Source organism: Allobosea sp. TBD101 (genome assembly GCF_059817965.1).
Map to the genome: position 1 here is coordinate 998,099 of NZ_CM187543.1, position 24,316 is coordinate 1,022,414.

Sequence of the window (24,316 nt, forward strand, 5' to 3'; positions counted from 1 at the left end):
GCATTCTCAAACTGGCAAACGATTTGTGCGAGACGGTCTTCGGAATGACCTGCGACGACGCAGAAGACCCTGACCATGTGAGACGGCGATCTTGCCCGACCTGGACGATCCAGGCCGGGCTGAACTTCACAGAACCATGGTCCTGAACAAGACGGCCTGGGTCTCATCGGGACAGAGGAACGACACATCGACCTCGAACGGTTCGCATATCCAGTCTGCGATCTCGACCGGCTGCATCGCGGCAAGATGGGCTTCTATCCCAAGCGTACGCGCGCGCTCGACCATGCCATAGGCGAGCGAGTCGATGGCCTCCTCCAGGAAGCATATCTGATCCACCGGCACGCCGATCGGCCTTAGGGCTTCCTCGATGCGTTCCCACTCCGCATAAACCTCTTTGACCTTGAAGGTCCGATAGAGCGTCGGCATCACGCGCCCCTCCGACCGAAGGTCCCTGACCTCTCCAGCTTCTTGATGATGCCGCTGATCTCGCGAAGCCTCTTCGGTGGCGAGTTCGCCAACAGCACCGCCTCCTGGAGCTTCAGCCTGACCTCATGCGGTTCGAGCCCGGCCCGCCAGAGCGCCGCGCCCAGGACGAAGAAGTTGTGGTGGCCCATTCCGGGCGGTGTCGAACGCCACGCCTCCATCGCCCGCATGACCTTCTCCTCCTGGCGTCCGGCCATGCTCTGACGATGATCCTGCTCCAACTGCTCGCGCATGACCTGGAGCTTCGTGGGTGGTGACGATGTCGGCGCAGGGTCTGGCAGCACGATCGAGGAGTTGGTCAGCGGCAGGATCGGGCTGATCTCGGGCTCCGGCTTCCACTTGCCGATGACGTGGTCGAGCCAGTCATGGACGGAGAGCGGCCCGCGCCCCGGATCATCGACACTGAAGTCAGTAAAAAACGACCCCTTCGGATGCTTGGCCCGGCAGGGCAGGTAGAACAGCGAGTTCGCGACGAACTTGCTCTCGTCGAAGCCATGGCAGCGGCGCACCTTGATGCGCTTGTCCGTCTCCAGCTTCCGCTTGCCCCAATATCCGGCGTTGTTCAGGACCCGGACGATCTCCGCGATGATCAGCTTGTGCACCTCGACCGACATCGCGCAGGTGGTCGGGATGAACACGCGCCAGCGCGGCTTCTCGGGCGTCGAAGACGCCGTGTTCCAGACCACGATGCGCAGGTACGGGAAGAGGTCGGCAAAGGCGTCCGGGGTCAGGTCGCCGCCGTCATTGTCGAGCCAGATGCCGCGCAGATAGGTGACATTGGCGAGCCCGCGCGCGGTCTCGTCCGACCGGATTGCATCGAAGCAGGCAGGCGCGAACAGGCCCGCGTCTTCCTTCGCCACCACATCCTGGTGGAGCCGACGCAGTTCGGCGACGAAGGCGTCGTCGTCCTGGTAGTCGATGTGGCCGAGTGGCGTTTTGTCGTAGATCGTCGCGAAGGCCGTGCCGCTGAGAGGCGATATCGGTGTAACGTAATCCCTTTCTATAGAAGCAATATCGTTACAGCCGAACGCACCTGGATTGAGATCGGGATAGCCGTTCATGGCGAAGTCGGTCCCGTTGAGCCGGTCGAGTTCGGCGAGAAGGGCTTTGTGCTTCTCGTCCCGGCAGGACTTGGTCCTCTCGCTGCCGCTCTTGTGCTGGCGAGGCCGTCCGGCCTTGCCCTTGCGCGGCACCACATCGAGACCGGGCAGCGGCGCGACGGTCGCGCCGGGGAAGAGATCGGCGAGCCATTCGGCGGTGTCGCGATCCATCACCACGACCCGCTTCGCGGTCTGATCCGCCGGGTTGCGGATCGAGGAGCGCATCACCGCCTGATAGACCGCCGTCCGGTAGTGGGCGGTGCGGACCTCGTCGCCATCGATTCCAAACTCGGCCAGGAAGCGGAAGTGCTGCGGCGGCGGGTTCAGCGCCGAGATCACCACGATGTTGTGGAAGTGCTGATACTGGTTCAGGCCATGCGGCGTGTTCGGCAAACGCTGAGCCCCGGCGACCCCGAAGAAGCTGTCCTTCACGTCCTTGTTGCCCATCCAGAGGAAGGGCTCGTCCCCGAACTGGTCGAGGACCGCGATCCCGACCTTGTCGCCGAGCTTGATCGCGCCGCCTACGCCGTCCTCGACCTGCTTGTCGCGGAAGCGCTTCGACCACGCCTCGTCGCAGGCATGGAAGATCGTGATCCGGCTCCCGTGCTCATGCCGGGTATAGCGAAGATCGCGAAGCAGACGCCCCGCCACCGGCTGCATCTTGCAGCCCTGGGCCGCGAACAGCTTATAGGCCATGGTCTCCTCGATACAGGCCGAGGCCAGGATCACCCGCTTGAAGCCCGCAAAGATGCTCGGCTTCAGCACCGCGTAGGTGTTGAGGGTGCTGTCGGTCTTCTCGCCCCGGATCAAGCGGCGGTACTGCTTCTGATCGACATGGACCTGCCAGTGCTCCGAGACGAGGCGGCGCGCCAGGGGCTGGAGCTTCTCCAGCAGCACGTCGCCATCCTCGTTGTCGGCAATCTTGCCGATGACCTTCGCCGCGTTGTCGTCGCGGCACCTCAACCGGGCATGGGCCGGACCACGCGGGTCCAGGACCAGATGGCTGGTGATCAGCGAATGGGTGACGGGGAGTTCGTACGGGTCGAACACATCGACCGCCGGGACCTCGTCGAACAGCAGCACCCAATCGTCGGGCCGATGCACGTAAGGCAGCCTGATGAACGCCTCGTGCGTGATGAACACGATCTCGCCCTGGTCGGGCTTGGCTTGCCTCAGGTGCTGCACAACCGCGCCGACTACAAAGCCGGAGCCCCTGCCGCCGTGGAAGCGTGTCACCGGATAGCTCGGTCCGATCTGCTCAAGCTCGTCTGCGACGGTGTTGTCGATGAGGTCCTTCGTCGGCTGGACGATGAGGGTCTTCAGGCCCTTCCGGGCAAGGCGGTCGGCATAGCGCACCAAGGCACGCGTCTTGCCCGCCCCCGCCAGGGCGTTCAGGTAATGGATGGACATAAAAACAACGATCCTAAAATAAAACCCGCGAGGGGTGGCGGCACCTCGCGGGTTCAGTGGTCAAGGATCGTTGGCGACACGCACGAACTAAGGTCGGGCGGCAATTGCCCGACAGGTATATTTAGCGTCGCCACAACACTCGACCCCGCCAGGGGCCTGAGCGGCAAATCCGCTCTGTCCGTACTTATCCATGAAGCGGCTTCGCCCTGGCAATAAACTTCGCTCAACGCTCAAGCGCGGTCTCCGCCATCACGAAGCCAACGCCTCGCCCGGTTGACCGCAGCCCATTGCGCCGCGCTCTCGCGCCCGGCATAACCCTCTGAACTTGCTCGCTCAGCGAGGAGGCAGGCAGGCGTCGGAGATTTTCGGGCGCGCCATTTTCTTCCTGCCAAATGTCCTCCAAGTGTTTGAGCGGCAAGCGGTTTTCACCGTTTGACCGTACTTGGAGTTTGAAGCTCGATGAGTTTCATCCAGCGATGCTTCACTTCCAGGGTGTAACCAGCGCCGTATCGATGGCCGACGCCCTGGGTTGTCCAGCCGCCGATCGCATCAACCACATCGGCCGGGCACTCGGCAGCACGCAGCCGATCCCGGAGGCTATGTCGGAATGAGTGGATCACGCAGCCGTCTGGCAGTCGAGAGCGAAGCCATTTGTTGAGAGAGGCACTGGCGGAGTTGGCATTCACATCGGTCAGCGTCGCGTATCGCGGAAACAGCAGGCTACCTCTCGCGCTCCCGGAAAGCCGCCGGGCCGCCGCCAAGGACGCGCCGACAAGTGGCACGGTCCTCGTGCTGGAGGCCGTTTTCAGCGAGCGCCATGGATGCGCTTTGAGCACGATATGCGGAATGGTTGCGTGAAGCTTCAAATCTGCCTTCACCAGCCCCAGAGCTTCAGCAAGCCTTAGGCCGGTATCGCTGATCAGCGCGATGAGAAGACGCTTGTCATCGCCCATATCCAAGCAGATGTCCTGCACGGAACGAATCAAGTTGCTCGGGATCGGGGGCCGAACTGTCTTTATCCCAACCTCCGGGATGAAGGTGCCGGAGAAGGGGTTCGTGCAGTCGAGCCCGTGCTCGGAGATCGCCAGATTGACCGCTGCACGCACCGTCGCGAAAACCCGTTTGATCGAGCTTGTCGTCAGCTTCTTAGCGATTAGGAAATCACGGAAACGGCCTGCGTCGGAGCGGTTGAGTTCAACGATCGAGGCATTGCCCAGGCTCTCGACGACGTAGCCGAGATGACGGTCAGCATAGGCTTTGAAGCCCTTGCCTTTCCCGGCTCCCTTCAGGCGACGATAGAGATCGCCTGCTTCGGACAGTGTCATAGACGGTCCGGCTTCCACGGTCGGCGTCGATGTGGGTCGAAAAGTCGAAGCGGCGACGGGCCGCAGGACCCCTTCGAGCAACATCTGAGCCCAGACCGTCTCCAACTGTGAAGACAGCACCTGCGCGGATTTCCTCGCCTGCGGGAGCGAGCGCGTGTGCAGGCAGGTGACTATGCGGGGTTTATCGAAGCGAGCCTGAAGCGACTTTGGAACCCTCCGCGTGAAGTAAAAAACTCCGCGCTTCGTGAAGGTATAAATCGCATTTTGGTCTACCACTTGGTACACTCCAAGTACGGTCAAACGGTGAAAACCGCTTGCCGCTCAAACACTTGGAGGACATTTGGCAGGAAGAAAATGGCGCGCCCGAAAGGATTCGAACCTCTGACCCTCAGATTCGTAGTCTGATGCTCTATCCAGCTGAGCTACGGGCGCGTCTCAGAGCGTCATGACGCGTTGCGTCCGGCCTGATGACGGGGGAGATAGCCGGTCCGTTTTGTCTTGGCAACCCTCAAAATCGCGAAGTCATCGAATTGTTGTGATTGGCCCCTGGCGCGCCTTGACCGGCGCGGATCGCGATGCCGTGGAGGCGGAGAGCCCGGCCAGAGGTCATGCAGGATGCGGGTGCCGCCGCAAGCGGGCGCCCAGCCCGCCTGCGATGACGGCTGCGCCGGATCAGCGCGTAGCGCGGCGTGTGGCGCGCGCGACCGACGGGCCGGATACCGCGCCGACAGCGCCGCCCACAACGGCGCCGACCGGTCCTGCGACCACGGCGCCCGTGCCGGCGCCGACGGCCGCGCCGCCGATGCGCTGCTCGACGGTGTTGCCGCAGGCGCCGAGCATGAGGGCGGTAGCGACGAGGGCAAGGGAGGAGAGGCGCATGGTCGGTTCCTTCGATTGTCCAGCCATGGTGGCCGGGTGAGTCTTGTCAAAGCGGCCCCAGTCGGGCTTTTGCAAGGCAATGATGGCGATCGCTCTTGCGGTCCGCGCAAAAATCCGTATACAGCCGGCATCGCATCAGTCGCACCATTGCATGGGCGGTGAGGACCTTCGTGGTTCGCGTCGCAGGCTGAAGGTTTTTGACCGGCCCATCTCACGCGGGCGGGCCGATGGAGTTGAGACGATGAAGATCCGTAATTCGCTGAAGTCGCTGCGTGCGCGCCATCGCGACAACCAGCTCGTGCGCCGCAAGGGCCGTGTCTATATCATCAACAAGGTCCAGAAGCGCTTCAAGGCGCGTCAGGGCTGAGACGTCGCGCGGCTTCTGCCGCGCGGTTGCCTCGGTTGGGATTTTGAAGAGCGGGGCGCCGGTGGCGTGCCCGCTCTTTGCGTTGCGCGCTCCCCCGGCTGTGATTTGACGATGCGGCTGCTCCGGCTAGAGTTGCGGGCATGATCCGCCCTCGCATCACGCCCGTTGCTGTCGCGCTGCTGTTGGCTCTGGCCAGTCCGTTCGCGGCGAGCACGGCCTTTGCCCAGCCCGTGCCGCCGTCGCGGCCCGGCACCGTGGCGCCTGACGACAAGGTAGACAACCCGGTCACGCCCAATACGCCGCAGCGCAGTCCGGCGGCGACGCTGGAGCGGCTGTTTCAGCGCCTGCACGATGCCGCCACGCAGGAGGAGGCTGAGGGCGTCGCGCGGTTGATCCAGCGGCGCTGGGCCCGTTCGGGTTCCGACACGGCCGATCTGCTGATGACCCGTGCCCAGCAGGCGCTCAAGGACAAGCAGAACGAGCTCGCGATCGAACTGCTCGATCGCGTCATCAGCCTGCAGCCGGACTGGGCCGAGGCCTGGAACCAGCGCGCCAATGCGCTCTACCTGATGGGCGATGCGATTCGCTCCATGCTCGATATCGGCGAGACGCTGAAGCGCGAGCCGCGCCATTACGGCGCCATGATGGGATTGGGTATGATCCTGCGCCAGCAGGGCGACGACAAGGCCGCGATGAAGGCCTTCCGCAAGGCGCTGGAAATCTATCCGCAGTTCGACGCCGTGAAGAAGGCGGTCGATTCGCTGAAGACGGATGTCGACGGCCGCGACGCGTAAGGCGTAGTCGGCGTTGCCTCGCCTTGTGCGGAAACACGCCGTCATTCCGGGTCTGACCCGGAATCCATCATGAGGCGAAGCGCCCTACGATGGATTCCGGATCAGCGCTGCTTCGCAGCTTGTCCGGAATGACGGTGTAAGCAGATCTTCTGGGCCTCGCCCTTCAAGCCTTCTCGACATGCTCCTGCGCGACGAAGGCGATGCGGACCATGTTGGTCGCGCCCGGCGTTCCGAAAGGCACGCCCGCGACCACGATGATCCTGTCGCCCATCTTGGCATAATGTTCGCGCACCGCGAATTTGCAGGCGCGGAAGGCCATGTCGTCGGCGTCGCTGGCATCCTTGGTGACGATCGCGTGCACGCCCCAGACCAGCGTCAGGCGCCGCGCCGTGGCGCGGTTCGGGGTCAGCGCGATCACCGTCGAGTTCGGACGCTCGCGGGCGATGCGGAAGGCGGTCGAGCCCGAGGAGGTCCAGGCGCAGATCGCCTTGAGGTTCAGCGTCTCGGCGATCTCGTGGGAGGCCTTGGCGATGGCGTCGGCGCCGGTGGCTTCCGGTTCGTTGCGCTGCGATTCGAGGATCGAGCGGTAAACCGCGTCGTTCTCGACCTCCTCGGCGATGCTGTTCATCATCGTCACCGCCTCGACCGGATACTGGCCGGCGGCGCTCTCGGCCGAGAGCATCACGGCGTCGGCGCCCTCGAAGACGGCGGTGGCGACGTCGGAGACCTCGGCGCGGGTCGGCACCGGGCTCGTGATCATGCTCTCCAGCATCTGGGTGGCGACCACGACGGGCTTGCCCTTGAGGCGGGCCATGCGGGTCAGGCGCTTCTGCGTGCCCGGCACCTTCTCCAGCGGCATCTCGACGCCGAGATCGCCGCGCGCGACCATGATCGCGTCGGATGCGTCGATGATCTCCTCCATGCGGACCACGGCTTGCGGCTTCTCGATCTTGGCGAGCGCCAGCGCACGGCCGCGCACGATCTTGCGCAGTTCCGCCATGTCCTCGGGTCGCTGCACGAAGGAAAGCGCGATCCAGTCGACGCCGACCTCGGCTGCGACCTCGGCATCGGCGCGGTCCTTCTCGGTCATGGCGGAGACGGCGATCGTGGTGTCGGGCAGGCTCACGCCCTTGCGCGAAGACAGGCGCCCGCCGATCAGAACCTTGGTCACGGCTTCCGTCGGCGAAGCCTTCTCGACGACGAGGCGCAGCTTGCCGTCGTCGAGGATGAGGTGGTGGCCGGGCTCGAGCGCATTCAGGATTTCGGGGTGGGGCAGGTGGACGCGCTTGGTATCGCCAGAGGCGGGATTTGAATCGAGTATAAATCGCGCGTCCTTTTCCAGCATCACGCCGCCGTCGCCGCCGAACTGGCCGACGCGGAGCTTCGGACCCTGCAGGTCGGCGAGGATGCCGACGGGGCGGCGGAACTTGCTCTCCAGTCCGCGCAGCATCGCGACCTTCTCGGCCAGCGTCTCACGCTGGGTATGGCTCATGTTGATGCGGAAGACGTCGACGCCAGCGGAAAACAGTTTTGCGCACATCTCCTCGGTCGAGGAGGCGGGGCCCAGGGTGGCGATGATCTTGATCCGGCGTTCGCGCTTCATTGTTCTTCCCCTGCGACCGGCGAGCCCACATGGCTCCGGCCGCGCCCTTTCGCTCGTTGTGGAGCGAGGTATGCCCGTCGCCGGGGCCTCGCCTCCGTTTCTTGTCCGCAGGGCCGGCTGACCCTGCGTCGGTTATCTACCTTATGCCGAGATTTTCGTCCGGCGTAAGCTGGTTAAGGCCGAGGAGCCGCGCCGCCGCTCGTATCGGTGAGCTGGATCGTCCAGCTCTTCTGTTCGCCGGTATCGACCTCGAAGAAGCCGGCGCGGTCGTAGCCGCGGGCCAGGCAGTCCTCGATGCCCCGGATCGTGAATTCCTTGTTGCGCACGCACATGACCGATTTGCCGGTCCATTCGCCGCCCTTGTCGTAATCGACGGCATGAACGTAGTAGAAGCGCGCTGCCAGCGTGCCGCGCAGCAGCGTCTCGCAGCCGCGCGGGCTGATGTTCCACCAGCCTTCGGTGATCCAGCCTTGCGCATCGCGATAGCCGATCGCAACGCCGATGCGGCTCGAGGTGGTGTTGCACATGCGCAGATCGGCCTTCGCCGGCGCCACGCTTCCAAGGAAGGCGGCCGCGCAGAAGGCGAGGGGGAGGACCGTTCGAGGAGAGCCCGGCATTCTCACGGTTCGATCAGGATCACGCGGCAGTCGTTGACATTGGTCAGGGTCGGTCCCGGTTGCAGCAAATCGCCGAGCGCTTCGAAGAAGCCGGTCGAATCGTTGTCGGCGAGGGATCGGGCGGGATCAAGGCCGATCTCGGCGGCACGGGTCAAAGTCTGGGGATCGACCAGGGCGCCGGCCGGGTCGGTGGCCTCGCCGCCGCCGCCATCGGTGCCGTCGGTATCGCCGGCGAGCGCGACGATGCCGGGCTCGCCAGCCAGGGCGATCGCGAGCGCCAGCGCATATTCCTGATTGGGGCCGCCCCGGCCCGAGCCGCGGAGTGTCACGGTGAGCTCGCCTCCGGAGAGGAGGGCGGCACGCCGGCCCTCGCGCTTGAGGCGCCGGGCGAGATCGGCATGGGCGGCTGCGACCTCGCGCGCCTCGCCCTCGAGATCGGCGCCAAGATCGTGCACGGCATAGCCGGCAGCCTCCGCCGCTGCGCGTGCCGCAGCCAGCGCATCGGCCGGATGGGCGATGATCCGGTATTCTGTGTTGGCGAAGGCCGGGTGGCCGGGCTTCGGCGTCTCGTTTCCGGGCTCGTCGAGCAGGGCGCGTGCGGCCGGTGGTAGGCTGAGCCCATAGCGGGCGACGATGGCGCGGGCCTCGGCCGTCGTGCTGGGATCGGCCACGGTCGGGCCGGAGGCGATCGCGGTCGGCTCGTCGCCGGGCACGTCGGAGATCGCGAGCGTCAGCAGCCGCGCCGGGGCGGCAGCGAGCGCGAGCCGGCCGCCCTTGATCCGCGAGAGCCGCTTGCGGACGATGTTCATCTCGCCGATCGGCGCGCCCGAGCGCAAAAGCGCCTTGTTGACCGCCTGCTTCTCGGCGAGCGCGAGCCCGCCGGCCGGTGCGACCCAGTTGGCCGAGCCGCCGCCGGAGAGCAGGACGAGCACGAGGTCGTCCGCCGTCGCGGAAGCGGCAAGCGCGAGCGCCCGCTCGGCGCTGTCGATGCTGCCCTGGTCGGGTACCGGGTGGCCGGCCGCGACCATCGGGACATGCCGGGTGGGCGCCGTGTAGCCGTGCCGGGCGACGGCATGGCCGAGAAGCCGTTCGGGCGGAAAGCCCTGATCGAGATAATGCGCTTCGGCCAGCGCGGTCATGCTGCCAGCGGCCTTGCCGGCGGCGAGCAGGATCAGGCGTCCTGTGGCAGGTGGCGGGGGGAGATGCTGTGGCAGGCAGCCGGCGGGATGGGCGCGGGCGACGGCAGTGTCGAAGATCGCGCGGGCGGTCGCGCGCATCGCTGCTATTGAGGTATTGGATTGCGGCACGCCACGCGGCTCCCTTGCGTTTCCGCCACGCCGCAGCGGGCTTGCTCCTGAACCGTTGTAGGTCGCTGTGGCGGCGCCGTCATCCGCTCTCCACGGATCCGGCCGCAGTTTCTGGAGGACCATCGCCATGCGGACCGAGCGGATTCCCGCGCAGCGGCATCAGGACTGTTGAGGGCGGCGAGGCGAGGGTGAGTTCGGTCTTGACGGGCAGGCCTGATCCGGGCGAACGCTTCCGGCCAATTTCGTATCCGAGAAGGTTATCAGATGGACGATCCGGTTCAGGGCGACCAGCTCAAGAGCATCGTCGAGCGCATCGAGCGGCTCGAGGAAGAGAAGAAGACGATCGCCGACGACATCAAGGAGGTCTATGCCGAGGCCAAGGGCAACGGCTACGACGTCAAGGTGCTGCGCAAGGTCGTGGCGCTGCGCAAGCGCGATCTCGAAGAGCGCAAGGAAGAGGAAGCGATTCTCGACCTCTATCTGCAGGCGGTCGGCGAGTCGGTGTAGGCCGTTTTCCACGCAGGCATGAAAAAGCCCCGCATCGGTTTCCCGATGCGGGGCTTTTCGTTGAAGGGAGACTCAGGCGACGAGGGCGAGTTCGGCATTGGCGTTGCGGATCGCCTCCTCGCGCGCCTCCGGGCCATAGCCCAGTTTCTCGGCGCGGATGAAGGTGACGTTGGTGATGCCCGCGAAACCGAGCATCGTGCGCAGATGCGGCTCCTGCGAATCCATGACCTGGGCCGGGCCGCTGCTATAGAGGCCGCCGCGGCTCTCGACGACGATGGCGCGCTTACCCTTGAGCAGGCCCTCGGGGCCGGCCTCGCTGTAGCGGAAGGTGACGCCGGCGCGCAGCACGTAGTCGAACCAGCTCTTCAGCGTCGAGGGGATGCCGAAATTATACATGGGCGCGCCGATGACGATGGTGTCGGCCGCCTTCAGCTCCTCGACCAGCGCGTTGGACAGGGCGAGCGCCTCGCGCTGGGCCGGGGTCTCGGTGATGCCGGCACGCACCGCCGCGGTGGTCTCGGCGTTGAGGTGCGGAACGGGAGCGGCGTCGAGATCGCGCTCGACGACCTTCAGGCCGGGCTTCTGGCTGCCGAGCCGCTCGACCGTGCTCTGGACGAGAAGCTTCGAGACCGAATTCGGGCCGGAGGCGCTGCTGTTGAGGACGAGGATGGAGGCCATGACGAGGGTTCCTGTGGCGGAATGATTTCGATGACCGGCAAGGTAGTGGTTCACGAACGGCGCTAGAACCGCCATAATCGGAACCAAACTGTTGCTGTGGGAGGAACGCCGATGGCGGAACTCGACGATATCAGAAGCTTCATCGCGGTGGTCGAAGCCGGTGGCTTCGGCCGGGCGGCGCAGACGCTCGGCCTGGCGAAATCGATCGTCAGCCGGCGGGTGAGCCGGCTGGAGGAGGAACTTGGCACGCGCCTGCTCAGCCGGACGACGCGGGGCGTCACGGCAACCGAGGCCGGGCTCGAGTTCAAGGCACGCAGCGAGCGCATCCTGGCCGAGCTGGAGGAAGCGCGCGAGGCCGTGGCGCAACGCGCGGGCGGCGTCGCCGGGCGGCTGCGGCTGGCGATGCCGATGACCTTCGGCAACCGGCACGTCGCGCCGCTGCTCGGCGAGCTCGCGCAATTATATCCCCGCCTCGAAATCGACGTGCAGGCGAGCGACCGCTATGTTGACCTGATCGGCGAGCGCTTCGACGCCGCGATCCGGATCGGCTCGCTGAAGGATTCCAGCCTGATCGCACGGAAGATCGCGCCGGTCCATGCGACCGTCGTCGGCAGCCCGGCCTATCTCGAACGGCGCGGGCGCCCGGCGATCCCGGCCGATCTCAATGACCATGACTGCCTGCTCTATAGCGGCACGAACGATCAGGACTGGGTGTTTCGGACCGGCAAGCGCTGGATCACCGTGCGGCCACCGGGCCGGATGCACTCGGACAGCGGCGACACGCTGCTGTCATGGGCGGTGGCGGGGCTGGGATTGACCGTACTGCCGACCTTCATCGCCTCGGATGCGATCCGCTCCGGCGCGGTCGTGCCGGTCCTGCTGGATTATCCGATGCCGACGCGGGCGCTTTATGTCGTGCGCCCGCCCGGCGCCTATGTCCCCGGCAAGGTCCGGGTGCTGATCGACCTCCTGGTCGAGCGCTTCGGTGGCACGCCCTATTGGGACCCCTGCCAGATGGAGGCGCATCAGCGCGGCTTGAGGCTCGACGAACCGCTGAGCGAACAGCTCACGCCCGCCACTGGCCCTGCGCATCAAGCGGCGTGATCCCGCGCATCACGCGAATTCGCGTGGCTTTGCGGTCCGGTTTCGGCAGTCTCCCGCCACATTGAAACGGAGGTCGCGATGCTGCTCGTCGGAATGCTGGATAGTCCCTATGTCCGCCGCGCGGCGATCACGGGGACGTTGCTGGAAGTGCCGTTCGAGCATCGCTCGGTCTCGGTCTTTCGGCACATGGCGGAGTTCCGGGCGATCAACCCGCTGATCAAGGCGCCGACGCTCGTCACCGATGACGGCATCGCGATCAGCGAATCTCTGCTGATCATCCAGCATTTCGAGGATGTCGCGGGACGCTCGCTGCGCCCGCTCGAAGGTGTGGCGAGGTGCCGTGATCTGGCGCTGACCGGCATCGGCATCGTCGCGGCCGACAAGGCGGTCTCGATCGAATACGAACGCAAGCGCCCGGAGGCACAGCGCTACGCGCCCTGGCAGCAGCGCATCGTCGCTCAGCTCCACGTCGCGCTCGATCTGCTCGACGCGGCGGCGAAGGAGGGCGAGCTGACGGCCGGACCGGAACTGTTGCCGAGCGATATCGCGGCCGCCATCGCCTGGGGCTTCTGCCGCTTCGTGATCCCGGAATTCGTACCGGAAGAGCGCTGGCCGGCACTTGCGGCGCAGGCGCGCGCCTGCGAGGCGCTCGACGTATTCAAGGCCTGGCCGATCGACCGGGAATAAGCGCTATGGCAGTTCCGCAATTCTCCGAAACGCGGAACTGCCATAAGTTCTTATTTCAACGCATGTTCGCTGACGCGGACCATTGGTTCTTCACGCGAACCGGAGTCCACTTCGCTCGAAAATGCTCTAGTTCTGGACGAAATTCGTCGGAAGCGGACGGACGGCCGGGCCGGAGAAGGTGCCGGGCTTGGCATCGACCGGATCGGCATGGCTGAAGCCCAGCGCCGCCGCCGGGCTCGGGCCGGCGATCGGCGCGCCGGAGGGGCCGGCGGCCCGGGCGCGGGCGGTCGCGACATTCACCGGCTTGCCGGGCGTGCTGCCAGTGCGCGAGACGGCGGCGAACAGCGAGTTCAGGCCGCCGCGATCCATCTCGGCGGTGTCCTCGGGCTCTTCCGGGACCGGAGTGGAGCGCTGTGTCGCCGTCGCGTAGCTGACGCCACCCTCGCGCGGCCGCACCGGCGGCAGCGAGGCGGTGACGAGGCGTCCTTCGGCAGCCTGGGCGAGGGGGGCTTCCGGGGAACCGGTCCCACGCAGCGAGGCGATGGCAGCATCGGCAAGCGCGGTCGGCCGCATCGGCGGGAGCGGGGCGTTGGTGGGCCGTCCGGCGACGATGATCTCGCTCGGGCCGGCCACTTCGCCGGGGCGGCGCGGCGGCAGGGAGGCGAGCACGAGCTTTTGCTCGGGCTGGGGCGCGAAGGCGAGCGCGCCACCGGCTGCGGGCAGGGCGGCGATCTGGATGGGCGCGCCGTCCTCCGCCGGGAGCGACAGGCCGCGCGGTCGTGCCAGCGGCAGCGGCGCGTCGATCAACTGCGGCCTGATTTCCTGCGGGCCGCGCTGCGGTGGAACGGCAGCAACGGCAATCGCCTGAGCCGGTGCTTGCGGGACGGGGGCGGGCTGCGGCGGAGCGGCGTTGACCTGCGGCGCCAGACGTTCCGACCGCTCGCGCGTCAGCGAACGCGTCACGGGTTCGGCTGGTTGCTGTTGCTGTCCCAGGACGACGGCGAGGCGGCCGCCATCCGGCGAGTTGGCGTCGCCGTAGCTGTTGGTGTTGGCATAGGCCATGACCGTCGGCTGCTGCCGCGGCGCGGCGCGGCGGCCGCGCGCGGCCGGGCGGGCATCGGCCTCTTCCTCGTCGCCGCCGAACAGCGAGGCCCAGAGACTCTTGCGGCCGGAGGCGATGACGGCGCCCTCGTCGAGCTCTGCGGTGGCATAGCCGGCGACGGCGCCGCCGCCCGACAGGATCTCAGCCTTGGCGAGCTCGTAACCAGAGAGTGGCTGCCCGTCTGCTGGCAGATGCACGGTCTTCTCGTCCGGGAAGAGGCGCACGAGCTGGTCGCGCGTCATGCGCGGCCAGGAGCGCACCGAGCCGACATCGAGATGGACGAAGGGCGTATGGGCGTTCGGATAGAAGCCGACGCCGCCGCGCTGGAGCCGCATGCCGATTTCGCGGATACGGGCCGTCGGCGTATCCGGCAGGTAGAAATCCATCGCCTTGCCGAGCATGTGCTGGCTGTGCTTGGCGACGGCGCGGGAGCGGCGGCGCAGCATCGCGTTGGTGCCCGGCGCGCGATAGGACGAGACGACGTGGAAGGGCTGGTCGGAGCCGAGCTGGCGCTGAACCTCCCAGACGACGTCGAAGAGGCGGGGGTCCATGCGGGTGGGCTCGTCGGTGCGCCAGTCGCGCAGGGCCCAGTTCAGTTTTTCCAGCGCAGCCCCATCGTAGCGGCCGTCACGCTTGAAGGTAACGGTCGTCTCTTCCTTCGTGTGCATGTGCCGGATGGTGATGGTGCGGGTGTCGCCGTTGGCGACGGCGTTCTGCGTGCCGCGGATACCGACCAGCGATGCGACCAGGGCCAAGCCGAGCGCAAGCGCCTGTCGCGCGGTCGGCTTGATGCCGGACGACGCGCATCCTGCAAGCGTGGCGGTTGTCCTGCCCAATCTGTCTGACCCGTCTCGGTGTCCCCGCCGAAGCGGTGCGATAAACGTGAACGAACAGTTGCGGAGAAGCGTTAACGTCTCGTTAGCGAGCCGGCAATCGCCACGCCAAGAATTTCCTGCCGAAGGTGGCTAAAGTCGGATCGTGGCGAAAAGGTGCCCGCGATGCGAGCGCCTTCGTTCAGCCGCCCTGCTGCTCCAGTGCCTGCCTGACGAGCCTGTGAAAACCGTAGACGTCGTCGAAGCGGGTGATCTGCCCATCATCGCCGACGACGATAGTGTTGTAGACGAGGTGGATCGGCAGGGGCTGCGACAGGTTGATGCGGCGCTCACCCTTTCCGATCAGCTTCTTCAGCCGATCGCTTGTCCATTCCGGCCCCAGCACCTGGTCTGCCAGCGCGAAAGGGTTGTCGACACGGACGCAGCCATGGCTGAGCGCGCGTCGCTCGCCTGCGAAGAGGCGGCGATTCGGCGTGTCGTGCAGATAGACCGCATGCTCGTTCGGGAACATGAACTTGATCCAGCCGAGCGCGTTGCGCTCGCCCGGCGGCTGGCGCACCGAGATGCCGCCGCCCTTGGCGCGGGTCACGACATAGCCGCGCTTGGCGGCGTATTCCGGATCGGCCGCAAGACCCGGCAGGAATTCCTTCCTCAGGATCGAGGGCGGCACATACCAGGACGGGTTGACGATGACGTGGTCCATCTTGTGCGAGAAGATGGGCGTCGCCGATTCCGGCTTTCCGATGATGGCGCGGGTCTCGTGCACGACCTTGCCCGAGCGGATGACGCGCACGCGCATCTCCGGAACATTGGCCATGATGTGGTCGGTGCCGAGATCGGGCGGCAGCCAGCGCCAGCGCTCCATCTGGGCGATGATGTCCTCTTCGCCGCGCGCACTGGCCGGCTTGCCGAGCGCTGCGAGCGTGCGCTCGCTCAGGGTGCCATTGGCGGGCAGGCCAGCCTTCTTCTGGAAATCGGTCAGGGCCAGCGCGGTCGAGCGGTCGAAGACTGGCTCCTCGCTCGGTCCAAGGCCGAGACGGGCGCGCACCAGCGGCACGCGCTCGTCGCGCATGCCGAGCTTGAGCGGCGGGCCGGCGGGAATGCGCACCAGCGGCGTGTCGTCGAGATGCTCGCGCATCTCCGCGAGCTTGGCCTTGAGGCGGCGATAGCCCTCATGGGGCGGATTGTAGGCGGCGAGCACGGCGCCGGCGTCCGTCGCGCCGGCGAGCTCCGAGAGCACCTCGGTGGCGGAAGGCAGGTAGAGCGTCGGCGTGATCAGCTTCGAGAGCTGGCGCGGATTGAGACGGCCGCCGCGGGCGTCGCGGGCATAGAGCACGGCGATGGCCGAGAGGCGGATATCGGCCTCCGCGAGGCCGGCCTTGTTGCTCGCCTCGAAGACCGGGAGGGGGTAGTCGTTCGGGCGTAAGGCATCCTCGGCGGCGCGGCCGAGCTGCGTCGCGATGCGCTTACCGGCCTCGTTCCAGCCCTTGCCGCCGACCCAGAAGGGGCGGTTCTCGTTGGCCTGATAGGCGGCGACGATCTCGTTGCGCTCGCGCTCGCCAAGGCGCCGCAGCGTCAGCGCCTCCGGCAGGGCGGCAGCGATCGCGGCGGAGAATTCCGCGCCGGGCGGAAGCTCGACGACGACCTTCGGCACCTCCGGCATCGGCACCAGCGGCTCGACGGTGCGCAGCGGGCCGGTCTGCGGGGCGATCTCGGCCGGAGCCGGCGGTTTGACGACGGGCGTCAGGGCCGGGTCGGCGGCCGGCATCTCGATTTCGGGAATGTCGAGCGTCACCGCTTCCTGGGTGATGTCGAGTGGGGCGGCGGCATCCTGCTTTGCCGGGTCCAGCGGGCGGTTGCCGGGGATCACCGTGCCGGTGACGATCTCGGTATCGGCGGAATGAACTGGGGCGGTCGCAGCCTGCGCGGCGGAGGCCGGCGGCGCGATATCGGACAGGCTGAGCGCGGGCTGTTCCGGCAGCGGAATGCCGAGCGTCGTATCGGTGTTGAGAGGGGTCTCGGCGCGGAGCGGGAGGCATCCCAGAATAATGGCCAGGGCGGATGCCGAGGTCAGGTTCGCCCAATGGCGAGGACGCATGGTCGCTATCCCGATTGCTGCCGAATCCCGCCATTCCTGCGTGACTCGGTTGGTTGAGACAAGATGCGGCGGTGCAACAGACCGCCCCATTTCGATTGGTCGCGGCTCAGGCCGCGTCGGTTTCGTCGCCGTTCGATTCGCTTTCGATCAGCCCGTAATCCTTGAGCTTGCGATAGAGCGTCGAGCGGCCGATGCCGAGCTTGCGCGAGACCTCGGACATGTGGCCGCGGTAATGCGCGAGCGCGAAGGTGATGATCTCGCGTTCGAGGTCGTCGAGCTTGCGCATGTCGGAGCCGGCGACGAGGTCGAGGGCGTTGGGATCGCGTACCGGCATCTGGATGATGCGCGGCGGCGGTTCGCCTTGCGCCTCGGAGCGGGCGAGCGGGGCAGGCGCCGGCGGAATGCGGACCTCGTAGCCGTCCATCTGCGCGGCGATCTGCGGGAATTCGGTGGTGTCGAGCTCCGGCCCGTCGGCCAGGACCACGGCGCGGAACACGGCGTTCTCGAGCTGGCGGACATTGCCCGGCCAGTCATAGCCGGTGATCAGGGCGGCGGCCTCGGCTGTGAGCCCGGTGAGCTTGCGGCCCTCCTCGGCGGCGAAGCGGGCGAGGAAGCCGCGCGCCAGGTCGGCGATGTCCTCGCGGCGCTGGCGCAAGGGTGGCAGCGTGATCGGGAAGACGTTGAGGCGGTAATACAGATCCTCGCGGAACTCGCCGCGCTTCACCTGGTCGAGCAGGCTCTTGTTGGTGGCCGAGATCAGGCGGATATCGACGCGCACCGACTTCTTGCCGCCGACAGGGTCGACCTCGCCTTCCTGGATGGCGCGCAGCAATTTGACCTGTGCATCGAGCGGCAATTCGCCGACCTCGTCGAGGAAGAGCGTGCCGCCATTGGCCTCGACGAACTTGCCGAGATGGCGCTCGGTCGCGCCGGTGAAGGCGCCCTTCTCGTGGCCGAAGAGGATTGACTCGACAAGGTTATGCGGGATCGCGCCGCAGTTCACGGTGACGAAGGGCTTGCCCTTGCGGTCGCTGGAGCCCTGGATGGCGCGCGCCAGCACCTCCTTGCCGACGCCCGATTCGCCCTCGATCAGGATCGGGATGTTCGATTTCGCGGCGCGCTCGGCCAACCGGACGACGCGTGCCATGTCCGGGCTCTTGGTCGCGAGGTCGCGGAAGCCCAGCGTGTTCGAGGCGCGGCGCTTGATATGGCGCAGTTCGTGCTCGAGCGCGCCGAGTTTCAGCGCATTGCGCAGCGAAACCTGCAGGCGCTCGGCGCCGACGGGCTTCACCACGAAATCGACGGCGCCGGCCCGCATGGCGGAGACGACGGTCTCGATCGAGCCATTGGCGGTCTGGACGATGACGGGGATCTCGATGCCGCGCTCGCGCAGCGCCGCCAGCACGCCCATGCCGTCGAGGCCGGGCATGTTGAGGTCGAGGACGATGGCGCTGAAGCGCTCGCCCTCCGGCACACCGAGCAAGGTCAACGCCGCCTCGCCGTTGTCGGCGCTCGCGACATCGTAGCCGAAGCGCTTCAGCATCGCGTCGAGCAGGCGACGCTGGACGGGATCATCGTCGACGATGAGGACGGTGTCGGTCATGGCACCTCGAAAGCCCGTGCAGCATGAAAGAAATCTTGGCGACAGGCGGAATCACCTGTTCCGTTCTGGGGCATGGTCGGCCAGAAGGGTTAAGCGGGGTTTAAGCTCGGGGCCGATGGCGGATGTGATGCGTCCGGTTCCGCACTGGGCGTCATTGCGAGGAGCGGAGCGACGAAGCAATCCAGGGGGACCGGGCTGCACCGTTCAACCCAGTCCCCCCTGGATTGCTTCGCTGCGCTCGCAATGACGGCCGTGGCTCGCAATCCATGGCCAAGCCGCAGCGCAGCCTTTATGGAAGGGCACGTTTCAGTGCGCGAAGGTATCGAGCGAATGGGTTTTCATCAGACCGTCCTGCGTTCCGCCACGAAGGCGGGGGCGGCAAAACCGGCGCAGGCGACCGGCGATCTGCCGGAATGGGACCTGAGCCACCTTTATCCGGGCATCGAATCACCTGAGTTCAAGCGCGATCTCGACCGCGGCCTCGTCGAGGCGCAGGCGTTGGCCGGCCGCTATCGCGGCAAGCTCTCCGAACTCGCCGCCGCGCCCGATGGCAGCGCGACGCTGGCCGCCGCGGTGAAGAGCTATGAGGGCCTGAGCGACCTACTCGGCCGGATCGGCGCCTATGCCGGCCTGGTCTATTCCGGCGACACCACCGACCCGCAGCGCGCCAAGTTCTACGGCGACACGCAGGACAAGCTGAACGCCGCCATCACCGAATTGCTGTTCTTCGAGCTGGAATTGAACCGGATCGAGCCGGAGGTGCTGGCGAAGGTCGCGAGCCAAGCGCCGCTCTCGCACTGGAAGCCCTGGCTGGAGGATCTCGCCAAGGACAAGCCGCATCAGCTCGACGACCGGATCGAGGCGCTGTTCCACGAGAAGTCGATGACGGGCGCGGCCGCCTGGAACCGGCTCTTCGACGAGACCATCGCCTCGCTGCGCTTCATCGTCGACGGCGAAGAGCTGACGCTGGAGCTCACGCTCAACAAGCTGCAGGACAGCGATGGCGAGGTGCGCCGCAAGGCGGCGGAAGCGCTGAGCACGGTGTTCCGTAAGGAGCTGCGCATCTTCGCGCTGATCACCAACACGCTCGCCAAGGACAAGGAAATCTCCGACCGCTGGCGGAAGTTCGAGGACGTCGCGGATTCCCGGCATCTCGCCAATCGGGTCGAGCGTGAGGTCGTGGATGCTCTCGTTGCCGCCGTGCGCGAGGCCTATCCGCGCCTGTCGCATCGCTACTACCGCCTGAAGGCGAAGTGGTTCGGCCGCGAGGAGCTGGATTTCTGGGATCGCAACGCGCCGCTGCCGCAGGTCGAGCAGCGCACGATTCCCTGGACCGAGGCGCGCGAGACCGTACTCTCCGCCTATGGCGCCTTCTCGCCGGAGATGGCGGATATCGCCCGGCGCTTCTTCGACGAGCGCTGGATCGACGCCCCGCCGCGCCCCGGCAAGGCGCCGGGTGCCTTCGCGCATCCGACCGTGCCGTCGGCGCATCCCTATGTGCTGCTGAACTACCAGGGCAAGCCGCGCGACGTGATGACGCTGGCGCATGAGCTCGGCCATGGCGTGCATCAGGTGCTGGCGGCGCCGAACGGGGCCCTGATGGCGCCGACGCCGCTGACGCTGGCCGAGACGGCGAGCGTGTTCGGGGAGATGCTGACCTTCCGCAGGCTGCTCGACTCGACCAACGACAAGAAGCAGCGCAAGGCGATGCTGGCGGCCAAGGTCGAGGACATGATCAACACGGTCGTGCGCCAGATCGCCTTCTACACCTTCGAGCGCAAGGTCCATGAAGCCCGCCGCGAAGGCGAGCTGACGCCGGAAGCGCTCTGCCAGATCTGGATGAGCGTGCAGGAAGAGAGTCTAGGCCCGGCGATCCAGCTGTCGAGCGGTTACGAGCCCTATTGGTGCTACATTCCGCACTTCATCCATTCGCCGTTCTACGTCTATGCTTATGCCTTCGGGGATTGCCTGGTGAACTCGCTCTACGGCGTCTACCAGAACGCCGCCGAGGGCTTCCAGGAGCGCTATTTCGCGCTGCTCTCGGCCGGCGGCAGCAAGCCTTATGGCGAGCTGCTGGCGCCCTTCGGGCTCGATGCGAAGGACCCCGGCTTCTGGCAGATCGGGCTTCGGATGATCGAGGGCATGATCATCGAGCTCGAAGGGATGGAGTGAGGGCCAAGGCCTCCGCTGCCGTCTCCATTTTATGCGAGTCATCCCGGACAAGCCGCGATAGCGGCGCCGATCCGGGATCCATGCCTGAACCGTTCCGGCATGGATCCCGGGTCTTCGCTGCGCTACGCCCGGGATGACCTCGAGGTTGCGGTGAAAATCAGAACTGCACCCTGAGACCCACCAGCGAGACATTCGCGGTGTAGTCCGAGCCCTGCGCGGTCGAGTTCAGGCGCTCGTGGGTGAAGCTCGCGCGCACGGCGAAGGTGCGGGTCAGCTTGTATTCGAGCCGCGCGCCGACATTGGTGTAGTCCTCGCGCAGGCCCTGGCCGTCATATTCGGTCCGGCTGAAATTGGTGAAGCCGGTGACGGCGAGGTTGCGGCGCAGCGCATGCGCCACTTCCAGCGTGGCGCGCCGTACGGTCGTGCCGGAGGAGCCGGCGATCGTGGTGTCACCGAGCTCGGCGCCTCCGCGCAACGTCACCGTGGTCAGCGGCGTCGGCGACCACAACACCGCGGCATCGCCGACGAAACCGCGCAGGTTCTTCAGGCGGTTATCGTCGTATTTGCGATCCTGATAGCCACCCGAGACCTCGCCGGTGAGCTGCCGGCTGATCTCGAAGGTCGAGCCGATGCGGCCGGTCAGACCGTTCGAGGAACGCATATAGCCGCTGGAATCGGCCTTCTCGTCGAACTCGCGCTGGTCGATTTCGGCCTGGACGAAGGGCTTGAAGCCGGGCGTGACCTCGTAGGCGGCGCGCAGGCGCAGTCCGTACTGCGTCTGATTGCGATCCTTCTGCGAGAGCATCGCACCATTCGACAGGCGGGCATCCTCGTAGTCGCTGCGATCGGCCGAGCCGCGCAATGTCAGTTGCAGCCGGTTGAAGTCGTGCGTGACGCCGGCCGAGCCGCCATATTGGTAGATCTGCGGACGGCCGGTGACTGCGGCTGTCAAGTCCGGCGAGCCCGGCCGCTGCGTGTCGAGCCTGAGCCGCGTTTCCAGGAGGATGCGGGTATCGCGCGTCGCATCGAGCCGCAGGTCGAGATTGCCCTCGGCATCGGGGCGCGAGGCATCCTTGGCACGGAAGAATTCCATGTAGCCGCCGCGCAGCTTGCCCTTGAGCTCGTGGACGTTCCAGTCGGACTGGATCTCCAGCTCGCCCTCGTGGCGGCTGTAGCCCGAGCCCTTGGTACCCGGCGCCGATGTGCGCTGCGGATTGGTGTCGTAGCCGACCGAATTGGTGACGGAAGGTCGTAGCGTGATCGAGCCCAGGCGGATGCCGAGCGCGGCGTAGGGATCTTCTTCGCTCGCGGCGCGACGCCGGGGCGGCGGAGCCGGAGGCGGAGGTGGGGGCAACACCGTGACAGCGGGTTGCGGCGGCCGGAACTGGCGCTGGGTGACACCACGCAGTGCCGGCGCCTGAATGGGCTGGCTGGCGCGCGGCGGCTGCCGCCCCGAGACGGCGGAGCCTTGCCGTTGGACCAGTCCGGCGGGATCGCGGATGGCTTCCGGCTCGGCCGTTGCCGGCGAGAGGGCGGGCTGGGGCGTTGCCGGCTGCTGCGCGACATAAGTGGGCGTGCCGGTTCTGAGATTGGCGCGCGGCATCTGCTGCGCCTGCGCGGTTGCACAGGCGAGTGCCAGCGCGGCCAAGGCCGTGCCGGACAGAAGCAGGGTCGTCGCGCGGCCGGACACGGGCGTCGCAGGGCTCCAGATGACGGGCGCGCGGATGGCGCGCATGGTTAACGGAGTTAGAACGAACAGGGTTAAGGAGCCGTCAACGCGCGCCGGGGCTGTCGGCAGATGGTGGAAATGACTGGCTCCGCCGTGCTACAGCGCCGGCCATGACAGCCGATATCCGCGACTCCGCCCTTCGCACCATCGCCACCGAGCGCGCCGGTCTCGACGCGCTCCATGCCGCACTGGCAGACGGTCTGGGCGGGCCGTTCGCTGACGCCATCGCCATGATCCGCGCCTCGAGCGGGCGCGTGATCGTCTCCGGCATGGGCAAGTCCGGCCATGTCGGGCGCAAGCTCACGGCGACGCTGGCCTCGACCGGCACGCCCGCGCATTTCGTCCATCCGGCCGAGGCGAGCCATGGCGATCTCGGCATGGTGCAGCCTGAGGATGTGGTGATCGCGCTGTCCTGGTCGGGCGAGGCGGTCGAGCTTGCCGCTCTCGTCGGTTATACTCGCCGCTTCCGCGTCGGGCTGATCGCTATCACCGCCAATGCCGAGAGCACGCTCGGCAAGGAGGCGGATATCGCGCTCGTCCTGCCCAAGGCGACGGAGGCCTGTCCGAACGGGCTCGCGCCGACGACCTCGACGACGATGCAGATGGCGCTCGGCGATGCGCTGGCGGTGGCCTTGCTGGAGGCGCGCGGCTTCTCGCGGCAGGATTTCTTCGTCTACCACCCCGGCGGCAAGCTCGGGGCGCAGCTCAAGACGGTCGAGAGCATCATGCATCGCGGCACCGACCTGCCGTTGATCGGTCTGGACACGCTGCTGCCGGACGTTATCGCGATGATCTCCGACAAGGGTTTTGGCTGCGCCGTGGTGATGGATCTGGACGGCAAGCTTGCCGGCGTGGTCACCGATGGCGACCTGCGCCGCAAGACGGCGATGGGCGGGGGCGCCTCGCTCAGGGCACGCGATATCATGACGGCGAATCCGCGCCGAATCGGACTCGATACGTTGGCGGTCGAAGCGCTGGAGCTGGTCAATCGCAGCCGGATCACCGCGCTGATCGTGGTCGATGGCGAGGGGCGCCCGGCCGGGCTCGTCCATGTCCACGACCTGTTGGCGATGGGCGTCGCCTGATCGGGCTTGCAACCCGGCAGCAGCGCGCTATCTAAAGCTGTAGAGACTATAGCTTTAGAGGTGCTGCCATGACCGTTGCCGGCAAGCTCGAACGCGTGATGCCGATCGGTGCGCTGGCGGATCGCACCGGGGTCAAGGTCGAGACCATCCGCTATTACGAGCAGGTCGGCTTGCTGCCGCCGCCGGAACGCTCCGAGGGCAACCAGCGCCGTTATGGCCGGCGCCATGCCGAACGGCTCGCCTTCATCAAGCACGCGCGCGATCTCGGCTTCGCGGTCGAGAATATCCGCACGTTGCTGAAGCTATCCGACACGCCGGGCATGGCTTGCGACGAGGCGCATGCGATCTCGGTCGCCCATCTCGACGAGGTCCGCGACAAGATTGCGAAACTACGCTCGCTGGAGAAGGAGTTGGAGCGGATCGCGACCACCTGCTCGGGCGGCGTCGCGGCCTGCGATTGCGCGATCATCGAGGCGCTCGCCGATCACGGGCAGTGCGACCACGCCCATCATTGAAGCAGCGGCGCAGCCCCGAAACCTGTCTTGCCTCTCGTCTCCGGGGTAAAAAGGCTTAAATAGGTTCCTGCCGGGCGGCGTTGAACGCTGCCTCGCCACGCCAATCCGGGAGGGCGCGATGACGACAGGGCCCACGCTGCCAGGGGCTAGACTCCGAAAAGGGAACAAAACCCGATTCTGTCGGAGTCAGCGATTCGGCCCCGCTTCGTTCCAGACTCGTTCTTATCGAGTCTCTGTTTGAGACTTGCATAAGCTCCGTCCACGCTCCCGCCCGCATGGGCGGGCGAGAAGATCGGCTCCTTCGCCTTGCTTCCTTTT

General features: G+C 66.5%; 20 protein-coding genes and 1 tRNA gene. 8 read left to right on the forward strand and 13 right to left on the reverse strand.

The window, feature by feature from the left end; all coding sequences use genetic code 11:
- Positions 1–126: 126 nt before the first annotated feature.
- The 5 genes from AC6RIC_RS04720 to AC6RIC_RS04740 form a co-directional block, all read right to left on the reverse strand.
- Positions 127–426, reverse strand: a complete 300-nt coding sequence (locus AC6RIC_RS04720; RefSeq protein WP_499735292.1) for a hypothetical protein — start codon at positions 424–426, stop codon at positions 127–129.
- Positions 426–2,993, reverse strand: a complete 2,568-nt coding sequence (locus AC6RIC_RS04725) for a DEAD/DEAH box helicase family protein (protein ID WP_499735291.1) — start codon at positions 2,991–2,993, stop codon at positions 426–428. Before AC6RIC_RS04725 ends, AC6RIC_RS04720 begins: the two co-directional genes overlap by 1 nt.
- 425 nt (positions 2,994–3,418) lie before the next feature.
- A complete protein-coding gene (locus AC6RIC_RS04730; protein WP_499735319.1) occupies positions 3,419–4,594 on the reverse strand; it encodes a DUF6538 domain-containing protein in 1,176 nt (391 codons plus the stop codon).
- A 79-nt stretch (positions 4,595–4,673) separates the two neighbouring features.
- A tRNA-Arg gene (locus AC6RIC_RS04735) sits at positions 4,674–4,750 on the reverse strand.
- 240 nt (positions 4,751–4,990) lie between these two features.
- Positions 4,991–5,197 carry a hypothetical protein gene (locus AC6RIC_RS04740; RefSeq protein WP_454655035.1) on the reverse strand — a complete coding sequence of 69 codons (207 nt, stop codon included), beginning with the start codon at positions 5,195–5,197 and terminating at the stop codon, positions 4,991–4,993.
- 241 nt (positions 5,198–5,438) lie between these two features.
- Between AC6RIC_RS04740 and ykgO the strand changes: the two genes are divergently transcribed.
- Together ykgO and AC6RIC_RS04750 are read left to right on the forward strand one after the other, a co-directional pair.
- Positions 5,439–5,564 carry a type B 50S ribosomal protein L36 gene (gene ykgO, locus AC6RIC_RS04745; RefSeq protein WP_038363015.1) on the forward strand — a complete coding sequence of 42 codons (126 nt, stop codon included), beginning with the start codon at positions 5,439–5,441 and terminating at the stop codon, positions 5,562–5,564.
- A 140-nt stretch (positions 5,565–5,704) separates the two neighbouring features.
- Positions 5,705–6,358 carry a tetratricopeptide repeat protein gene (locus AC6RIC_RS04750; protein ID WP_499735320.1) on the forward strand — a complete coding sequence of 218 codons (654 nt, stop codon included), beginning with the start codon at positions 5,705–5,707 and terminating at the stop codon, positions 6,356–6,358.
- Between the two features lie 163 nt (positions 6,359–6,521).
- Here the strand turns inward: AC6RIC_RS04750 and pyk are convergent, their stop codons facing one another.
- The 3 genes from pyk to AC6RIC_RS04765 form a co-directional block, all read right to left on the reverse strand.
- Positions 6,522–7,961, reverse strand: coding sequence for a pyruvate kinase (gene pyk, locus AC6RIC_RS04755; protein ID WP_454655038.1), 1,440 nt, complete (start codon positions 7,959–7,961; stop codon positions 6,522–6,524).
- A gap of 173 nt (positions 7,962–8,134) precedes the next feature.
- Positions 8,135–8,578 (reverse strand): DUF1036 domain-containing protein, encoded by a 444-nt coding sequence (locus tag AC6RIC_RS04760; RefSeq protein WP_454655040.1) that lies wholly within the window; start codon positions 8,576–8,578, stop codon positions 8,135–8,137.
- A gap of 2 nt (positions 8,579–8,580) precedes the next feature.
- Positions 8,581–9,855 carry a glycerate kinase type-2 family protein gene (locus tag AC6RIC_RS04765; RefSeq protein WP_499735321.1) on the reverse strand — a complete coding sequence of 425 codons (1,275 nt, stop codon included), beginning with the start codon at positions 9,853–9,855 and terminating at the stop codon, positions 8,581–8,583.
- Between the two features lie 294 nt (positions 9,856–10,149).
- Between AC6RIC_RS04765 and AC6RIC_RS04770 the strand changes: the two genes are divergently transcribed.
- Positions 10,150–10,392: a DUF2312 domain-containing protein gene (locus AC6RIC_RS04770; RefSeq protein ID WP_454655041.1), complete on the forward strand. Its 243-nt coding sequence runs from the start codon at positions 10,150–10,152 to the stop codon at positions 10,390–10,392.
- Positions 10,393–10,464: 72 nt separating this feature from the next.
- Here AC6RIC_RS04770 and AC6RIC_RS04775 read toward each other — a convergent pair whose 3' ends face one another.
- Positions 10,465–11,070 (reverse strand): FMN-dependent NADH-azoreductase, encoded by a 606-nt coding sequence (locus tag AC6RIC_RS04775; protein WP_499735322.1) that lies wholly within the window; start codon positions 11,068–11,070, stop codon positions 10,465–10,467.
- A gap of 111 nt (positions 11,071–11,181) precedes the next feature.
- Between AC6RIC_RS04775 and AC6RIC_RS04780 the strand changes: the two genes are divergently transcribed.
- Together AC6RIC_RS04780 and AC6RIC_RS04785 are read left to right on the forward strand one after the other, a co-directional pair.
- Complete coding sequence (locus tag AC6RIC_RS04780) at positions 11,182–12,174, forward strand: LysR family transcriptional regulator (protein ID WP_454655043.1); 993 nt, start codon at positions 11,182–11,184, stop codon at positions 12,172–12,174.
- A gap of 78 nt (positions 12,175–12,252) precedes the next feature.
- On the forward strand, positions 12,253–12,861 hold the full coding sequence (locus AC6RIC_RS04785; protein ID WP_499735323.1) for a glutathione S-transferase family protein: 609 nt from the start codon (positions 12,253–12,255) through the stop codon (positions 12,859–12,861).
- 126 nt (positions 12,862–12,987) lie between these two features.
- On the opposite strand, the gene AC6RIC_RS04790 is transcribed toward AC6RIC_RS04785, so the two are convergent.
- From AC6RIC_RS04790 to AC6RIC_RS04800, 3 genes are all read right to left on the reverse strand, one after another.
- On the reverse strand, positions 12,988–14,718 hold the full coding sequence (locus tag AC6RIC_RS04790) for a peptidoglycan L,D-endopeptidase MepK (RefSeq protein WP_499735324.1): 1,731 nt from the start codon (positions 14,716–14,718) through the stop codon (positions 12,988–12,990).
- A 259-nt stretch (positions 14,719–14,977) separates the two neighbouring features.
- The gene (locus AC6RIC_RS04795; RefSeq protein WP_499735325.1) at positions 14,978–16,894 is read right to left on the reverse strand and encodes a L,D-transpeptidase family protein; all 1,917 of its coding nucleotides are present in this window, start codon (positions 16,892–16,894) and stop codon (positions 14,978–14,980) included.
- Between the two features lie 106 nt (positions 16,895–17,000).
- Positions 17,001–18,497: a sigma 54-interacting transcriptional regulator gene (locus AC6RIC_RS04800; protein ID WP_499735326.1), complete on the reverse strand. Its 1,497-nt coding sequence runs from the start codon at positions 18,495–18,497 to the stop codon at positions 17,001–17,003.
- Between the two features lie 330 nt (positions 18,498–18,827).
- Between AC6RIC_RS04800 and AC6RIC_RS04805 the strand changes: the two genes are divergently transcribed.
- Positions 18,828–20,669, forward strand: coding sequence for a M3 family oligoendopeptidase (locus AC6RIC_RS04805; protein ID WP_454655051.1), 1,842 nt, complete (start codon positions 18,828–18,830; stop codon positions 20,667–20,669).
- 157 nt (positions 20,670–20,826) lie between these two features.
- On the opposite strand, the gene AC6RIC_RS04810 is transcribed toward AC6RIC_RS04805, so the two are convergent.
- Positions 20,827–22,404, reverse strand: coding sequence for an outer membrane beta-barrel protein (locus AC6RIC_RS04810; RefSeq protein ID WP_499735327.1), 1,578 nt, complete (start codon positions 22,402–22,404; stop codon positions 20,827–20,829).
- Between the two features lie 104 nt (positions 22,405–22,508).
- Here AC6RIC_RS04810 and AC6RIC_RS04815 point away from each other — a divergent pair, with 104 nt between their 5' ends.
- Entirely contained in the window at positions 22,509–23,483 is a 975-nt protein-coding gene (locus AC6RIC_RS04815) for a KpsF/GutQ family sugar-phosphate isomerase (RefSeq protein ID WP_499735328.1), read from the forward strand.
- A gap of 95 nt (positions 23,484–23,578) precedes the next feature.
- Positions 23,579–23,998 carry a MerR family transcriptional regulator gene (locus AC6RIC_RS04820; protein WP_091860771.1) on the forward strand — a complete coding sequence of 140 codons (420 nt, stop codon included), beginning with the start codon at positions 23,579–23,581 and terminating at the stop codon, positions 23,996–23,998.
- Positions 23,999–24,316: the final 318 nt, after the last annotated feature.

Coding starts and splice junctions, on each gene's coding strand:
- AC6RIC_RS04720 (WP_499735292.1), bottom strand. CDS start 426: ATGCCGACGCTCTATCGGACCTTCAAGGTCAAAGAGGTTTATGCGGAG.
- AC6RIC_RS04725 (WP_499735291.1), bottom strand. CDS start 2,993: ATGTCCATCCATTACCTGAACGCCCTGGCGGGGGCGGGCAAGACGCGT.
- AC6RIC_RS04740 (WP_454655035.1), bottom strand. CDS start 5,197: ATGCGCCTCTCCTCCCTTGCCCTCGTCGCTACCGCCCTCATGCTCGGC.
- ykgO (WP_038363015.1), top strand. CDS start 5,439: ATGAAGATCCGTAATTCGCTGAAGTCGCTGCGTGCGCGCCATCGCGAC.
- AC6RIC_RS04750 (WP_499735320.1), top strand. CDS start 5,705: ATGATCCGCCCTCGCATCACGCCCGTTGCTGTCGCGCTGCTGTTGGCT.
- pyk (WP_454655038.1), bottom strand. CDS start 7,961: ATGAAGCGCGAACGCCGGATCAAGATCATCGCCACCCTGGGCCCCGCC.
- AC6RIC_RS04760 (WP_454655040.1), bottom strand. CDS start 8,578: ATGCCGGGCTCTCCTCGAACGGTCCTCCCCCTCGCCTTCTGCGCGGCC.
- AC6RIC_RS04765 (WP_499735321.1), bottom strand. CDS start 9,855: ATGCGCGCGACCGCCCGCGCGATCTTCGACACTGCCGTCGCCCGCGCC.
- AC6RIC_RS04770 (WP_454655041.1), top strand. CDS start 10,150: ATGGACGATCCGGTTCAGGGCGACCAGCTCAAGAGCATCGTCGAGCGC.
- AC6RIC_RS04775 (WP_499735322.1), bottom strand. CDS start 11,070: ATGGCCTCCATCCTCGTCCTCAACAGCAGCGCCTCCGGCCCGAATTCG.
- AC6RIC_RS04780 (WP_454655043.1), top strand. CDS start 11,182: ATGGCGGAACTCGACGATATCAGAAGCTTCATCGCGGTGGTCGAAGCC.
- AC6RIC_RS04785 (WP_499735323.1), top strand. CDS start 12,253: ATGCTGCTCGTCGGAATGCTGGATAGTCCCTATGTCCGCCGCGCGGCG.
- AC6RIC_RS04795 (WP_499735325.1), bottom strand. CDS start 16,894: ATGCGTCCTCGCCATTGGGCGAACCTGACCTCGGCATCCGCCCTGGCC.
- AC6RIC_RS04800 (WP_499735326.1), bottom strand. CDS start 18,497: ATGACCGACACCGTCCTCATCGTCGACGATGATCCCGTCCAGCGTCGC.
- AC6RIC_RS04805 (WP_454655051.1), top strand. CDS start 18,828: ATGGGTTTTCATCAGACCGTCCTGCGTTCCGCCACGAAGGCGGGGGCG.
- AC6RIC_RS04810 (WP_499735327.1), bottom strand. CDS start 22,404: ATGCGCGCCATCCGCGCGCCCGTCATCTGGAGCCCTGCGACGCCCGTG.
- AC6RIC_RS04815 (WP_499735328.1), top strand. CDS start 22,509: ATGACAGCCGATATCCGCGACTCCGCCCTTCGCACCATCGCCACCGAG.